This window comes from Mesorhizobium sp. M0998 (assembly GCF_040318885.1).
GTDB lineage: Bacteria > Pseudomonadota > Alphaproteobacteria > Rhizobiales > Rhizobiaceae > Mesorhizobium.
Genome location: NZ_JAMYND010000043.1, coordinates 23,840 through 37,969 on the forward strand (window position 1 = coordinate 23,840; position 14,130 = coordinate 37,969).

The window sequence follows — 14,130 nt, forward strand, 5'->3', positions numbered from 1 at the left end:
CCCCCGAGCGGCTGTCTCCGGCCGAACGGCGGCGGTCAGCCGGCCGCCTTGTCCGCCGCTGCCCTGATTGCCTCGATGTTTGCCCGATAGGCTGCGACGCTGCCGCCCTTGAAAATGGCCGCACCGGCGACCAGCACGCTGGCGCCGGCGGCAGTGACCAGGGGCGCAGTTTCCGGCGAAATACCGCCGTCGATCTCGATCCGGATCGGCCTGTCACCGATCAGCGCCTTCACCCGCTTCACCTTGTCTACGATCGCCGGAATGAAGGCCTGGCCGCCGAAGCCCGGATTGACCGTCATGATCAGGATAAGATCGAGCCGGTCGAGCACGTATTCGATCATCGTCTCCGGTGTCGCGGGGTTGAGTGACACGCCGGCCTTCTTGCCAAGGTTTTTGACCGTTTGCAGCGACCGGTCGAGATGTGGCCCGGCTTCGGCGTGCACCGTGATGCCGTCGCACCCGGCCTCAGCGAAGGCGGCCAGATAGGGGTCGGCGGGGGCGATCATCAGATGGCAGTCGAAGAAAGCCTTGGTGCGGTTGCGGATCGCCTTGATCACCGGCGGCCCGAAGGTGATGTTGGGGACGAAATGCCCGTCCATGACGTCGAGATGGATCCAGTCGGCGCCGGCGGCCGCCACCGCCTCGACCTCGTCGCCGAGCTTCGAGAAATCGGAAGCCAGCACCGATGGCGCGATCAGGGTTTTTTTGCTCATGACGCGGTCTCCCCGAACGCCTCGGTTTACGGCCCCTCTGTATCGCCTGCCTAGACCATGAGTCGAGTCCGGAAAGTGGAAGCCGGTTTGTCCTTCCGCTGATGCCACGGCTTCAGGTTTTCGCTGCTCTTTCATCTGCCAGCCAAAGAAAAACCCGCCGGATCGCTCCGGCGGGGTTTTCTTGATCGAATGATCACCGTTTTGAAGTTCGCGTGCGATCCTATTGCTCGAGCTGCGGCTTGCGCCTTGGCAGCTGCTGAAGAACATCTGGATTCAGCAGCAGGCTCGGTTTGCGGATCGGCTGGCACTGGCCATTAATCGGCCGCGCGCCCGGTGCGCACTCCAGCCGCGGTTTGCGGCAGGCGCCGTCGCGCAGCTCTGTCCCACGCGGGCAGACGCAGACGCCACGCTTGTTGTGGATCTGACCAGGTATCGAGCACTCCACCACAACAGGCTTCTTGCGCCTGCAGGCATTGCCTTGCACTTCCGTGCCTTTCGGGCAGACGCAATCGCCTCCGGCGTCGTGGATCTGCCCGCGGATGGTGCACTGCTCCGGCTTCGGCTGGATTGGCCGGCAGGCATTGCCCCTGACTTCCATACCCCGCGGGCAGACGCAATCGCCAGCGGCGTTATGGATCTGGCCCCGAATGGTGCACTGCTCGGGTTTCGGCTGGATTGGCCGGCAGGCATTGCCTTTGACTTCGGTGCCCCGCGGGCAGACGCAATCGCCGGCAGCGTCGTGGATCTGGCCACGGATGGTGCACTGCTCGGGCTGCGGCTTGCTGCCCACGCAAGCGCCGTTCTCCAGCTCGGTTCCGCGCGGACAGACGCAGCGTCCGTCTTCGGTACGGATCTGGCCTTTGAGCAGAACGCAAGGTTTTGGCTTCGGCACGATGACTGTGCCGCCCCCGGACGAGCATTGGCCATTGCGGAAGGTCGTGCCGGGCGGGCAGACGCAGTTGCCGGCGTCGTTCATGACGAAGCCTTGCGAGCATTCCTTCTTCACCTCATTCCTGATGGTGAAGGGATGGCAGGCATAGGCCTTGCCGCGATCGCCCTGCACGTCGGCCGCACCGCGGGACAGCACGTCGCCACCGCCTTGCACCGGCGTGTTCGGAGACAGCACGCCGACGCAGTTCTGGCCGTTGACAATGCCCTGCAGATTGGCCAGACGGCCGTCGTCGGGAATAGTCACGGTCACTGTGTGCACGTGGCTTTCCCCGGCGCCGAGCGTGAGTTGGGCGATGCAGGACAGAGGCAAGATTGCCGGCTCCGGCAAGCAGCCGAAGGGCGGATCGATCGAGGTGATCGCAACGCCTTCCAGCCGGCCGAGGCCTTCGACGCCGATCGCATCGCCGAGGCGAACCGGACCGGAGAAGGCGCTCGCGCCATCGTTCGTGATGGCGATCTCGAACGAGCAGGGCTGGCCGGGCTTGCACTCGGCATCACCGGTCTTCTCGACGCGGATGGTCGAGGCGCCGCTGCCCTTGGCGCAGGCCTGGCCGATCGGATAGACGATGTCGTCTCCCGGAGCCGGGCCGTAGGAGCCGCGTGCGCAGTTCTCGAATTCGCCGTTCGCGGCAACCGTCACGTCGAAATGGCGGCTGGTTCCAGGCGTCATGACGGCGCCGGGAATCTGGCACGACAGCGCATTGGCCGGAACCGGTCCGCAAGCCCATTCCGCGCCGTCTGGGGTGACGGTCTGGATCTGGACCGGCGCTCCGCCGGCTATCAGCGTCGCGGCATCGTTGACCCGTACCGGACCGGTCGGGGCAGTGGTGCCGAGACTGATGACGGTAATGCGGCAGGAAACGACCGCAGCACCGGCCAGCGAACCATTGCAAACCTTGGTGATGCGCAGGGCCGGCTGGCCGGCATTCGGATGACGGATGCGTTCCTTGGCGCAGGCCCTGTTGTTGGTGATGTCGTTCTCACCGGGAATAGCTTTCACCTCGGCGCAGTTCTCGACACTGTCGGGCCGGTAGTTGGCCGGCATCACCGCCCTGACGAAGATCGGCGTCGAGGCGCCAGGCAACAGCACGATGCCGGCATTGTCGCAGCGGAACTGGCCGGGGCCGTTCGGTCCGCATGTCCATGGCGGCGTCGGGCCGAAGGTCGAGGATGCCGGCACGCCGCCCGGATAGGTATCGACGACCGTCAGCGGCCCATTATAGGGGACGCTGCCATTGTTGATTATGTCGACCACGAAGGTGCAGACGCCATCGGCCGAACAGAATTCGGTGCGGGCGCGCTTCTTCAGGATCAGGTCGACCTTCTTCTCCACCGGCGGCCGGCAGTTGCGGTCACGATCGCCACGCCGGCAGACCGGGATCGAAGCACAGCCGCGATCGTTTTGCTGGCTGCCGAAAAGCGGCTTGCCGCTGGCGCCGTAATTGTAAGTGGCGCAGTTGCGCAAGGCGCTGCCTCGCCAGCCTGCGGCCGGCTTGAAGCCGAGCTTGAGGTCGACAGAGGCACCCGGATTGAGCGTGGTCACCGGATGAGTGCAAATCATCGGGGTGGTTCCAGGCGCGCAGACCCAAGGCGGGTTCGGCCCTGAATCGAGGGTGGAGCCAGCCGGCAGGGTGACTTCGTTGAGCACGATCTTGCCGTGGTAGGGTGCATCGCCGACATTGGTGACCCTGATGGTGAAGTCGCAGCCGCCACCCACCGTGCAACGTTGCACGTCGGCGCGCTTTTCGACTTTCAGATCCGGTTCCTTGTCCTTCGGTGGGCAGCGCTGATCACGCGGGATGACGATATCGACAGTCTGCGTACAGCACAGGCCCCACCCCTCCCTCGGGCCGGCATAGGTTTCGACACCGGTGACGATGATGTGGATGACGTCGCCGGGTGAAGCGCCGACGATCTTCCAATTGAGCACACCGCCGCCCGCCGGCACCAATTGCGTGTCGGGAATGATGGTGATGCCGGGTGTCGTCGTCGAAAGCTGCACCCATTTGCCAGCCATCTCCGGGCCGACCGGCATGTGGTAGATGAAGGCGCCGCCGCCGGGCACGCAATCGACCGTGCCGCGCTCCACCTTGAAGCATTCCTTGCCGGGAGGTGGAGGCGGCGGGTTGCACCTGGTGACGTCGATCTTGATCGACGCCTTTGCACCCGTGAGATAATTGCCGTCGTCCGGCTTGCCCGGATCCTGCGACAGGATTTCGATGCCGGCGCCGCGTTCGCGGCTGACCTTGACCACGCCCTGGTTGTGAACGGTCGTCGGCGACGGAAACGCCGCATGGTCAATCTTGGCGGTGATCTGGAACGTGACGACGCGCTCGTTCGCAGCGCCGATGCCGTCGAGATCGCTGGCGGAAATCCGGAAATCGGGTACCGTCGCGGTATCGTCCGGTGTAGCCGAACTGCTGATCGCAGCAGCGGGCAGCGGTCCGCCGGACGCATCGGTGCCGTCGCCGGTCACATGCACGCCGACGATGCGCAGGCCGTGCGGGAGCTGGTCCCTGAAATCGAGCCTGACCTTTTTCAGCATGGCGGCGAGGTCCGGGCTGGCAAAACCCTGCGGATTGCCGCGCAAGCCAAAGCTCAGCGAGTATACGACATAGTCGCAGCCTCTCTGGGTGCCTTTCTTGGTGAAGAAGGGCACGATCCGGCCCGGCTCCGGATTGACGATGCGAGGATTGTCAAAATCGAGCTTGGTATCGGGAATGACAGTGCCCGCATCGGCAGGCTTGGTCTTGGCCGGAGCAAGGTCTTCAGCGAAGCCTTGCAGCGGGCTCAGCATGGCGACCGCGATACCGGCCGCCATCAGCCAGCGCGCGCCGCGCCTGGCGAGTGACAGGGGTTTCACGATGGTCTCCATGACGAATGATTGTTTGCCGGTTGACTGGCTGCTTGTCGCAGGCGGGAAAAATGCGAGATTGCTCATCTTCCCCTCCTCACGGCTCGCAGCTGACGGCTGGGGTTCTGAGCGGCAAGGTCATCTTGCAGCAAGGATAGTAGCCACCCTTGTCGCTATCGGACTGCCTGTAGAAGCAGAGCCCGACATCGACCGTATCGCCAGGGTAATGGCCGGTGATGCCGATCGTGTATGGCGCGCCGGGCGCATGCGACAGAGGTGAAGTCACCCCAACGCCAGGCGTCCTGGACAGAGCCTTGATCGAATCGCCGCCAAAGCCGGCATGGTCATGGAGATAGAGATCGGCCTCGAGGCCGGAGGGCGTGCAGAAATACCTGACATCCTCGACATCGAGGCAAGGAGGCAGATTGCCGGGGGGCGGAAAGTCCGGCGGATAGAACGGTGGCAGATAGCCGCCCGGCACCTGCTCGTAATAGCCGGCACGGCCTTCGCAGGGGCGCCAGACCTCGACGTCGCCGACATGGCCTTCGACTTCCGGGTCTTCGAAATAATTGTCGAAGTCGACGAACCACGAGCCGAAAGGCGGCATGTTGGCCGGCTTGACCAGTGCCGTCGGCGTGATTTGCACGCCGTGCACGGCGAGCGGCCCGCCGGCTGCGAGTTGTTCGGCAAGCTCCGGGTTGTCGCGCAACTTGTCGCCGGTATCGACCAGCGTGTCGGTGCAGACGCCGGTATCGAGATTGCCTTCGGCATCGTAGCCATATTGCAGGTCGAGGCCGCCGGCCGACTGTCGGTTGTTTTGCGGGAAGCCGACCGCATATTCCTGCGGCACTTCCACCCAGGCCGATTCCGTCGCCGGATCGTCCGGATTTTCGCGCCAGTAGCGGATGACCTCACCCTTGCCGGAATCGGCGAACTGGCTGTAGTCGTAGCGGTTCTCCACCGGGCCGCGCTGGGCCAGGTACATGAAGCCTTCGTTGTCGAAGGCGATGTCGGTGACCGCGTAATCCTTGTCGGCCTTGACCGTCAGTTCCCAGCGCGGGTCGCCGGCGAAACTGCCGTCGCCGGCAACGCCCACCGACCAGATCTCCGCCTTATCACCGACCGAATAATAGAGCCGGCCGCCACGATAGGCGACCGACCAGACGCGGCGCTCGTCCTGCGTGTAGCCCCAGCTGTCGGGGTCCTCGCTGTCGAAGGCACCACCCTGGATGTCCATCACCGAGCCGTCGTCGGCAAGGGCGGCAAGCCCGTGCGCCGGGCGGCCGGCTATGCCGTGGTCGAACGTGTCGAGCAGCGCGCCATTGGCGTCGATGCGGTGGATGAGGCCGGTGTCGAGATCGCTGGCGAAGAACTGGCGGTGGATATTGTCGAACGTGACGTCGCCGATGCCGGGACCGCTATTGGCGTCGATATCGGCGAATTTCGAGACGGCGCCGGTGATGCCATCGATCTTCCAGATCGTTCCGGGGCCGCCGCCGTTTTCGGTGCCGAACTGGCCGTCCATGAAGACAGCGTCAGCCGTGCCGCGGCGCTGCCGCTCCGGCCGGCCGTCGGCATCGCCGTCTGGCGTGACTATGCGGATGCCGTGCAGCGACGTGGCGCCGGCATAGAGGTTTGGAATGGCCGATGGAACGCCGTCGCGCACGCCGTCGTCGTAGGTGATGCCGAACACCTGGCCGATTTGCCCGGCTGTGACCTCGAACGGTGGCGGGGTGAAGACCAATTGGCCAGACGCCGGCCCGCCCAGCCTTGAGACGTCGAAGATGCGCAAGGTCGCGCGCGCCGTGTCGATGAAGGTTTCGTCGACGGGATCGACGCCCGGCGGCAGGCCTTCCTCGAAATTTGGAATGATGGTGCCGGAGAATCCGGTCATTGCCATCGAGCCGGGATAGATGATCCGGGTTTCCTGAGCCTGGGCCGAGCCACCGAGCCAGAGCCCAGCGGCGAGCGCCAGGATCGACAATCCGCTGGCAGCCTGGATGGCGCGGCGCAAACGGCCGGCACGAGAGCGCACGAACGCGCCGTGGTCGCAAGACATGGATCTCCCCCCACAGGTCATGGGAGAAACATCCGGTCCCGGCGCGCAAATCAGGGCAAGGCGCGGCGTTCCGGCACGTTCGTCCCTGATCGAATTGTCTGCTTTCCTCAACGTCACGATACGCCTGCGTCCGCGCAGGGTCAACGGAACCGGCGAAAAGCCCAGCGCATCGACCCGGTCCCGAAGGCGATGGTCGCGCTGAGCTCCTGCTGTTCCCGGAGACCGTGGAGCCTCTGGATCTGTGGTCATGGGGCTTTCCTTTCCGGGGCCGCACCACGCGGCACCTGAGCGTCAGTCGCGGGGCGAGGCGGAAAGGTTCATGGGCCGGGGGCCGGGCCGGCTGGATCACCGCCGAAAATACGGGCCTGCCGGTCCCGAATCCGATCAACCGCGATGAATGGTGAACGCCTTGCGCAGAATGCTTGCGCGCCACGCAGCCTGTTCTTATATACGCGCCAAGCCGTCCAGCGCCGAATGCCGGTTGCCGGAGCGGAATTTCTTGTGAACAGGGGCTTTCGTCGGAACGCCTGTACGGGTCCTGAGAGCCTGCTTAGCGGAGAGATTAGAGAAATGGCAAAAGTAATCGGTATCGATCTGGGAACAACCAACTCCTGTGTCGCCATCATGGACGGCAAGGAATCCAAGGTGATCGAGAATGCGGAAGGCGCCCGCACGACCCCTTCCATCGTCGCCATCAACAGCGACGGCGAGCGCCTCGTCGGCCAGCCGGCCAAGCGCCAGGCGGTTACCAATCCTGAGAACACCATTTTCGCGGTCAAGCGCCTGATCGGCCGCCGCTACGACGATCCGGTGACGGAGAAGGACAAGAAGCTTGTCCCCTACAAGATCGTCAAGGGCGACAATGGCGACGCCTGGGTCGAGGCCGGCGGCAAGAAGCAGTCGCCTAGCCAGATCTCGGCGATGATCCTGCAGAAGATGAAGGAAACGGCGGAGGCCTATCTCGGCGAGAAGGTCGAGAAGGCAGTCATCACCGTTCCGGCCTATTTCAACGACGCCCAGCGCCAGGCGACCAAGGATGCCGGCAAGATCGCCGGCCTCGAAGTGCTGCGCATCATCAACGAGCCGACGGCGGCAGCACTTGCCTATGGACTGGACAAGAAGGAAGGCAAGACGATTGCCGTCTATGACCTTGGCGGCGGCACGTTCGATATTTCGGTGCTCGAAATCGGCGACGGCGTGTTCGAGGTGAAGTCGACCAATGGCGACACCTTCCTCGGGGGCGAGGATTTCGACATGCGTCTGGTCGAATATCTGGCGGCCGAGTTCAAGAAGGAACAGGGCATCGACCTGCGGAACGACAAGCTCGCCCTTCAGCGCCTCAAGGAAGCGGCTGAAAAGGCCAAGATCGAGCTGTCGTCCACCACGCAGACCGAGATCAACCTGCCCTTCATCACCGCCGATGCCACCGGCCCCAAGCACCTGACGCTGAAGCTGACGCGGGCGAAGTTCGAGAGCCTGGTCGAGGATCTCGTCCAGCGCACGATCGATCCTTGCAAGGCGGCACTCAAGGATGCCGGCCTGAAGGCCGGCGAAATCGACGAAGTCGTCCTGGTCGGCGGCATGACCCGTATGCCCAAGATCCAGGAGATCGTGAAGCAGTTCTTCGGCAAGGAGCCGCACAAGGGCGTCAACCCGGATGAGGTCGTCGCGTTGGGCGCCGCTATCCAGGCCGGCGTGCTGCAGGGCGACGTCAAGGACGTGCTGCTGCTCGACGTGACGCCGTTGTCGCTCGGCATCGAGACGCTGGGCGGCGTGTTCACGCGGCTGATCGAACGCAACACGACGATTCCGACAAAGAAGAGCCAGGTGTTCTCCACGGCCGAGGATTCGCAGTCGGCGGTGACCATCCGCGTCTTCCAGGGCGAGCGTGAAATGGCCGCCGACAACAAGGCGCTCGGCCAGTTCGATCTGGTCGGCATCCCGCCTGCGCCGCGCGGCGTGCCGCAGATCGAGGTCACCTTCGACATCGACGCCAACGGCATCGTCAACGTCTCGGCCAAGGACAAGGGCACCGGCAAGGAGCACCAGATCCGCATCCAGGCGTCCGGCGGCCTTTCGGACGCCGACATTGAGAAGATGGTCAAGGACGCCGAGGCCAATGCCGAAGCCGACAAGAAGCGGCGCGCGCTGGTCGAGGCCCGCAACCAGGCCGAGGCGCTGGTGCATTCCTCGGAGAAGTCTCTGAAGGAATACGGCGAGAAGGTTTCCGAGGCCGACCGCACGGCGATTGCCGATGCGATCGCGGCGCTGAAGACCGCTGCCGAAGGCGACGATGTGACCGAGATCGAGGCCAAGACGCAGACGCTCGCCGAAGTCTCGATGAAGCTCGGCCAGGCCATGTACGAGGCTTCACAGAAGGAAGCCGCCGAGGCCGACGCCAAGGCTGATGCCGCCAAGGACAGTGACGTCGTCGATGCCGACTTCGAGGAAATCGACGAAGACGACGAGAAGAAGAAGTCGGCCTGAACCGCCTGACGGTACAGGTAAGGGAGAAAGCCCGGCGCACAGCCGGGCTTTTTTGCAACCCTTTGCCGGAAAAACGCTGCGCTGCCCGAAAAAATGCGGACAAAGCCTCGTAGACACTGGCATCGCGGCTCCATCACACCTAAATCGGAACAGCGTGCCGGCAAACGACGCAACGATGCTTCAAGACGTTGACTATCCGGACTGCGGGAAAACATGAAAGCTGATTTTTACGAAACGCTAGGCGTGCAAAAGGGCGCCGACGAGAAGGAGCTCAAGAGCGCTTTTCGCAAGCTCGCCATGCAGTTCCATCCCGACCGCAACCCAGGCGACCATGCCTGCGAGCACAAGTTCAAGGAAATCAACGAAGCCTACGAGACACTGAAGGACCCGCAGAAGCGCGCCGCCTATGATCGCTTCGGCCACGCCGCCTTCGAGCACGGCGGTATGAATGGCGGGGCGCAAGGCTTTGGCGCCGGCGGCTTCGCCGACATTTTCGAAGACATTTTCGGCGACATGATGGGCGGGCGCCAGCGCCGCTCGTCCGGCGGCCGCGAGCGCGGCGCCGACCTGCGCTACAATATGGAAATTACGCTGGAAGAGGCATTTTCCGGCAAGACCGCGCAGATTCGGGTGCCAGCCTCGATTTCCTGCTCGGAATGCTCGGGCAGCGGCGCCAAGCCTGGCACCCAGCCCGTCACCTGCTCGATGTGCAACGGCCACGGCAAGGTGCGCGCCACGCAAGGCTTCTTCTCGATCGAGCGCACCTGCCCGCAATGCCAGGGGCGCGGCCAGACCATCAAGGATCCGTGCCCGAAATGCGCCGGCCAGGGCCGTGTCACCGAGGAGCGCTCGCTGTCGGTAAACATCCCTGCCGGCATCGAGGATGGCACCCGCATCCGGCTGGCCAATGAGGGCGAGGCCGGCCTGCGCGGCGGCCCGTCGGGCGATCTCTACATCTTCCTCGCGGTCAAGCCGCACGAATTCTTCCAGCGCGACGGGGCCGATCTTTATTGCAAGGTGCCGATCTCGATGACGACGGCAGCGCTTGGCGGCTCGTTCGAGGTGACGACACTGGACGGTACCCAGACGAAGGTGAAGGTGCCGGAGGGCACCCAGAACGGTCGCCAGTTCCGCCTCAAGGGCAAGGGCATGCCTGTGCTTCGCCAGCCCAATATCGGCGATCTCTACATCCAGACCGTGGTTGAGACGCCGCAGAACCTTTCGCGCCGTCAGCGCGAATTGCTGGAGGAATTCGAGCAGCTTTCCTCAAAGGACAATTCGCCTCAGTCGAGCGGATTTTTCGCCCGCATGAAAGACTTTTTCGAGACGTTCGGCGAGCACTGAAGCTGATCCCTGGAAACGCTTCCCGAGCGTCATCAACACCTTATCCGGGGATTCGCCTTGTCTTGCACCTCGTAACTGCTAAGTAGCATCCGAGGGAGCGTTGAGGAGGACTTTCGATGACGCGTAGTCCCGGACTGCGAAAGACGCTGGCGGAAAAGTTCGACGACGAGCTGAAGTTCTTCAAGGGCTGGATCGACAAGCCGAAGGCGGTCGGTTCGATCGTCCCGACCAGTTCCATCACCGCAGGCAAGATGGCCTCGATCGTCGATCCGACATCCGGCCTGCCGGTGCTCGAGGTCGGGCCCGGTACAGGCGTCATCACACGCGCCATCCTCGCCCAGGGCATAAAGCCTGAGAATCTCTACGCGGTCGAATATTCCACTGATTTCGTGCGCCATCTGCGCCAGCTTTATCCAGGCGTCAACGTCATCGAGGGCGACGCCTTCAATCTCGACGCGACGCTTGGCGACAAGCGCGACCTGATCTTCGATTCCGTGATATCGGGGGTGCCGCTGCTCAATTTCCCTGTCGCCCAGCGCATCGCCTATGTCGAGAGCCTGCTCGACCGTATCCCGGCCGGCCGGCCGATCGTGCAGCTGACTTACGGGCCGCTGTCGCCGATCCCGCCGGGCCGCGGCGACTATACGGTCGAGCATTTCCATTTCGTCATCCGCAACATTCCGCCGACGCAGCTTTGGATCTACCGACGCGGGGCCGCATGAATTGAAGCGTTGGGTTTGAATAGCACTTGTCTTATACCCATCGGGTGACAAGGCAGACCCATGGCTGTGATCCCGAAAATTCTCGTCGTCGCCGGTTCGGTGCGCAGCGGCGCCTATAGCGGCAGGACCGCCGACGTGGCACAGAAGGAACTTGCCATGCAGGGCGCCGAGGTGACCCGCATCTCGCTCGCCGACTATCCGTTGCCGATCCTCGACCAGGATTTGGAAAAGGAAGAAGGCATTCCCGACAATGCTTTCAAGCTCGGCCGGATGATCGCCGCCCATGACGGGCTGCTGATCGCGACGCCCGAATATAACGGCTCCATTCCACCGTTGCTCAAGAACAGCATCGACTGGGTTAGCCAGCTGCGCAAGGATGGCGGCCGGACGTTCAGGCCGCTTGCCGGCAAGGTCGCCGGCCTCTGCTCGTCTTCCAACGGACCCTTCGGCGGGATACGCTGCATCAACCATCTGCGCGCCGTTCTGGTACGCTGCCGGATGGAGGTGGTGACACCGGAATGCTCGGTGCCGGAGGGCGGCAACGCCTTCGACGACGAGGGCAAGTTCAGGGACGAGAGACTACGCCAATCGATGGAGCACCTATGCCGAACGCTGATCGAAACCTCACGTATGCTGTCGACGCGGATCGAGGCATGATCCCGGACGCCGCGCATGCCGACACGATGCAGGAACGGCTGATCGTCGGCCTCGACCTGCCGACGCTGAAGGAAGCCGAGAAGGCGGTGCGCGAGCTCGACGGGATCGTCTCCTTCTACAAGATCGGTTACCAGCTCGCCTTTGCCGGCGGGCTCGACTTCGCCCGCGAGCTGGCCAGCGGCGGCACCAGGATCTTTCTCGACATGAAGCTGCTCGACATCGACAACACGGTGGCCAAGGGGGTCGAAAACATCGCCAGGATGGGCATGAGCATGCTGACCATCCATGCCTATCCGAAGACGATGAAGGCGGCGGTCGAGGCTGCCAGGGGCAGCGACCTTTGCCTGCTCGGGGTCACCGTGCTGACCTCGATGGACGAGCAGGACGTGATCGATGCCGGCTATGAGTATGATCCGCATACACTGGTGCTGAGGCGCTCCGAGCAGGCGCTGCATGCCGGCATGGGCGGCATCGTCTGCTCGGCCGAAGAAGCCGAGGCGGTGCGCCGCATCGTCGGCCCCGACCTGGCCGTGGTGACGCCGGGAATCCGGCCGAAGGGCAGCGACCATGGCGACCAGAAACGGGTGGTGACGCCGGCGCAAGCGATCCGCAACGGCTCCAGCCATCTCGTCATCGGCCGGCCGATCGTCGGAGCGGCCGACAGGCGGGCGGCGGCGGAAGCGATCCTCGATGAAATGCGCTCGGCCTGAGGACCAATTCCGAAACTTGCTCCGGCGGCCGTGTGACGGCGTTTTCTCCGCTTCCGGTGCTCACGTACTTTAAGTACGCTCCGCTCCGGTTCTCGAAGACACCCCCAGCCATCTCACCGGAGCGACTTTCAACATCGGTCCGCGCACGGCCAAAAACCAGGAGAAATACCATGCCCAAGGGATACTGGATCGCTCGCGTCGACGTGCGCGATGCGGAAGGCTACAAGGACTATGTCGCAGCTGCCAAACCGGCCTTCGACTGCTTCGGCGCCAAGTTCCTGGCGCGTGGCGGCGCGCATGAGAAGGCCGAGGGGCCGGGCCGCGACCGCAACGTGATCATCGAGTTTCCGTCGCTTGCGGCGGCGCATGACTGCTACCACTCGCCCGAATACCAGCGCGCCGTCGCGATCCGCCAGAAGGTGGCCGAGGGCGAAATCGTGCTGGTCGAGGGGATTTAGGCGAGAAGCCGGCTCGCCGCTGTCTCCGCCATCGCATCGGCGAGGCTCAAGCCCCATTGCTGGCGACAGTAATCGCGGAAATCGAAGCAGGGCAGGCCGGGGCAGACCTCGAACTCGATGAGGTGGACGCTGTCGTCGGCTTCGACCCGGAAGTCGATGGAAAAGACGTCGCGCAGGCCAAGCCCGACCATCAGGCGTTCGGCGATGCGACGGATTCTTGCATCGGCTTCAGGCTGGCTGCCGGCGACCGGCAGCAGCACCGGCTCGGTATATTTTCCCGCAGCTTTCGCCGCTGCGCCGGTATCGCCGTAAAGCGCCAAGCTGTCCTGCATGGTCTGGAAATCGCCGCCCGAATCGACAAAGGCGATGCCCAGCGCCTCGACGCCGGTATCCGGCCTCAATCCGAGAAAACTGGCGCGCGCGTTGCGGCCGGCGACATAGGGCTGGACGATGACATCGTCGCGATAGGCGGCGAAGACGCGCCGGCTAAGCTCCAGCGCATGGCCGAGATCGTGGCAGTGCGAATCCGGCCAGATGCCGATCTTGGCGCCGAGCCGGTTCGGCTTGACGAACCAGCCGGCGGGCGAGGCCGGTGGCGCGACCAGCCAGGCGCCGTCACGGGCAAGGCCCGCCCGTGGCATCGGCAGGCCAAGCGCGCCGAGCACGGCGCCGGACCGGAACTTGTCCTGACAGAGCGCGAACAGCGCATCGTCGGCGCCGATCGCCTTCACGCCATTCAGCCGTGCCAGAGCCGGTGCCGCGCCGCCGCGGAAATAGGCAATGCCGTCGGTCAGCGTCCAGACTAGCCTGGTCTTCGGATCCTCGCCGCCGAGAACTCTTGCGGCGTCGTCGAGCGCCACCGGCGCAAATGACAGGCCGCGCTTCTGGCAAGCGGCGGCAAGTGCGTCGAATTCAGCAGCGAAGTCGGTCGATTGCGCCAGATAGGAAGCGATTTCGGCGGCACGCTCCGGCACGTGGCTATCGGCAACCAGGCGATCGAGGCAAGCCTTTTCCGGCTCGTAGACAAGGATCAGCTTCGGCTCGCGGCTTGACATGATCGAAACGATTTCCCGGCAGCACGATTGCCTAAAGTATCCGTGTTGGTCAAGGGAGAGATGGTGTCCAGGTCCGATTGTCCCTGAGTAGTGCGTTTGCGAGGATGATGAGCTTTCGCA

The 14,130-nt window shown here is 63.8% G+C and carries 10 protein-coding genes; 6 read left to right on the forward strand and 4 right to left on the reverse strand.

Features of this window, described 5'->3' with window-relative positions; translation table 11 throughout:
• Positions 1-35: 35 nt before the first annotated feature.
• From rpe to NKH59_RS28060, 3 genes are all read right to left on the reverse strand, one after another.
• Positions 36-713, reverse strand: a complete 678-nt coding sequence (gene rpe, locus NKH59_RS28050; protein WP_352472804.1) for a ribulose-phosphate 3-epimerase — start codon at positions 711-713, stop codon at positions 36-38.
• Between the two features lie 220 nt (positions 714-933).
• Entirely contained in the window at positions 934-4,605 is a 3,672-nt protein-coding gene (locus NKH59_RS28055; protein WP_352771453.1) for a DUF7929 domain-containing protein, read from the reverse strand.
• Between the two features lie 10 nt (positions 4,606-4,615).
• On the reverse strand, positions 4,616-6,577 hold the full coding sequence (locus tag NKH59_RS28060) for a hypothetical protein (protein WP_352614235.1): 1,962 nt from the start codon (positions 6,575-6,577) through the stop codon (positions 4,616-4,618).
• 570 nt (positions 6,578-7,147) lie between these two features.
• Here NKH59_RS28060 and dnaK point away from each other — a divergent pair.
• The 6 genes from dnaK to NKH59_RS28090 all read left to right on the forward strand — a co-directional run bounded on the left by dnaK (position 7,148) and on the right by NKH59_RS28090 (position 12,955).
• Positions 7,148-9,064, forward strand: coding sequence for a molecular chaperone DnaK (gene dnaK, locus NKH59_RS28065; protein WP_023679851.1), 1,917 nt, complete (start codon positions 7,148-7,150; stop codon positions 9,062-9,064).
• A 213-nt stretch (positions 9,065-9,277) separates the two neighbouring features.
• Positions 9,278-10,408, forward strand: coding sequence for a molecular chaperone DnaJ (gene dnaJ, locus NKH59_RS28070; RefSeq protein ID WP_023679852.1), 1,131 nt, complete (start codon positions 9,278-9,280; stop codon positions 10,406-10,408).
• Between the two features lie 116 nt (positions 10,409-10,524).
• On the forward strand, positions 10,525-11,130 hold the full coding sequence (pmtA, locus tag NKH59_RS28075) for a phospholipid N-methyltransferase PmtA (RefSeq protein ID WP_023679853.1): 606 nt from the start codon (positions 10,525-10,527) through the stop codon (positions 11,128-11,130).
• A 60-nt stretch (positions 11,131-11,190) separates the two neighbouring features.
• Complete coding sequence (locus NKH59_RS28080) at positions 11,191-11,787, forward strand: NADPH-dependent FMN reductase (protein ID WP_352449616.1); 597 nt, start codon at positions 11,191-11,193, stop codon at positions 11,785-11,787.
• Positions 11,784-12,497, forward strand: coding sequence for an orotidine-5'-phosphate decarboxylase (pyrF, locus tag NKH59_RS28085; protein ID WP_352472808.1), 714 nt, complete (start codon positions 11,784-11,786; stop codon positions 12,495-12,497). Before NKH59_RS28080 ends, pyrF begins: the two co-directional genes overlap by 4 nt.
• Positions 12,498-12,667: 170 nt before the next feature.
• Entirely contained in the window at positions 12,668-12,955 is a 288-nt protein-coding gene (locus NKH59_RS28090) for a DUF1330 domain-containing protein (protein ID WP_352614233.1), read from the forward strand.
• Here the strand turns inward: NKH59_RS28090 and NKH59_RS28095 are convergent.
• Entirely contained in the window at positions 12,952-14,010 is a 1,059-nt protein-coding gene (locus NKH59_RS28095) for a D-alanine--D-alanine ligase family protein (RefSeq protein ID WP_352614232.1), read from the reverse strand. The genes NKH59_RS28090 and NKH59_RS28095 overlap by 4 nt on opposite strands.
• Between the last annotated feature and the right edge of the window lie 120 nt (positions 14,011-14,130).

Bases quoted from the DNA above. Each gene is read 5' to 3' on its own strand.
- dnaJ (WP_023679852.1), top strand. From the start codon at position 9,278: ATGAAAGCTGATTTTTACGAAACGCTAGGCGTGCAAAAGGGCGCCGAC.
- NKH59_RS28095 (WP_352614232.1), bottom strand. From the start codon at position 14,010: ATGTCAAGCCGCGAGCCGAAGCTGATCCTTGTCTACGAGCCGGAAAAG.
- rpe (WP_352472804.1), bottom strand. From the start codon at position 713: ATGAGCAAAAAAACCCTGATCGCGCCATCGGTGCTGGCTTCCGATTTC.
- NKH59_RS28090 (WP_352614233.1), top strand. From the start codon at position 12,668: ATGCCCAAGGGATACTGGATCGCTCGCGTCGACGTGCGCGATGCGGAA.
- dnaK (WP_023679851.1), top strand. From the start codon at position 7,148: ATGGCAAAAGTAATCGGTATCGATCTGGGAACAACCAACTCCTGTGTC.
- NKH59_RS28080 (WP_352449616.1), top strand. From the start codon at position 11,191: ATGGCTGTGATCCCGAAAATTCTCGTCGTCGCCGGTTCGGTGCGCAGC.
- pmtA (WP_023679853.1), top strand. From the start codon at position 10,525: ATGACGCGTAGTCCCGGACTGCGAAAGACGCTGGCGGAAAAGTTCGAC.
- NKH59_RS28055 (WP_352771453.1), bottom strand. From the start codon at position 4,605: ATGAGCAATCTCGCATTTTTCCCGCCTGCGACAAGCAGCCAGTCAACC.
- pyrF (WP_352472808.1), top strand. From the start codon at position 11,784: ATGATCCCGGACGCCGCGCATGCCGACACGATGCAGGAACGGCTGATC.
- NKH59_RS28060 (WP_352614235.1), bottom strand. From the start codon at position 6,577: ATGTCTTGCGACCACGGCGCGTTCGTGCGCTCTCGTGCCGGCCGTTTG.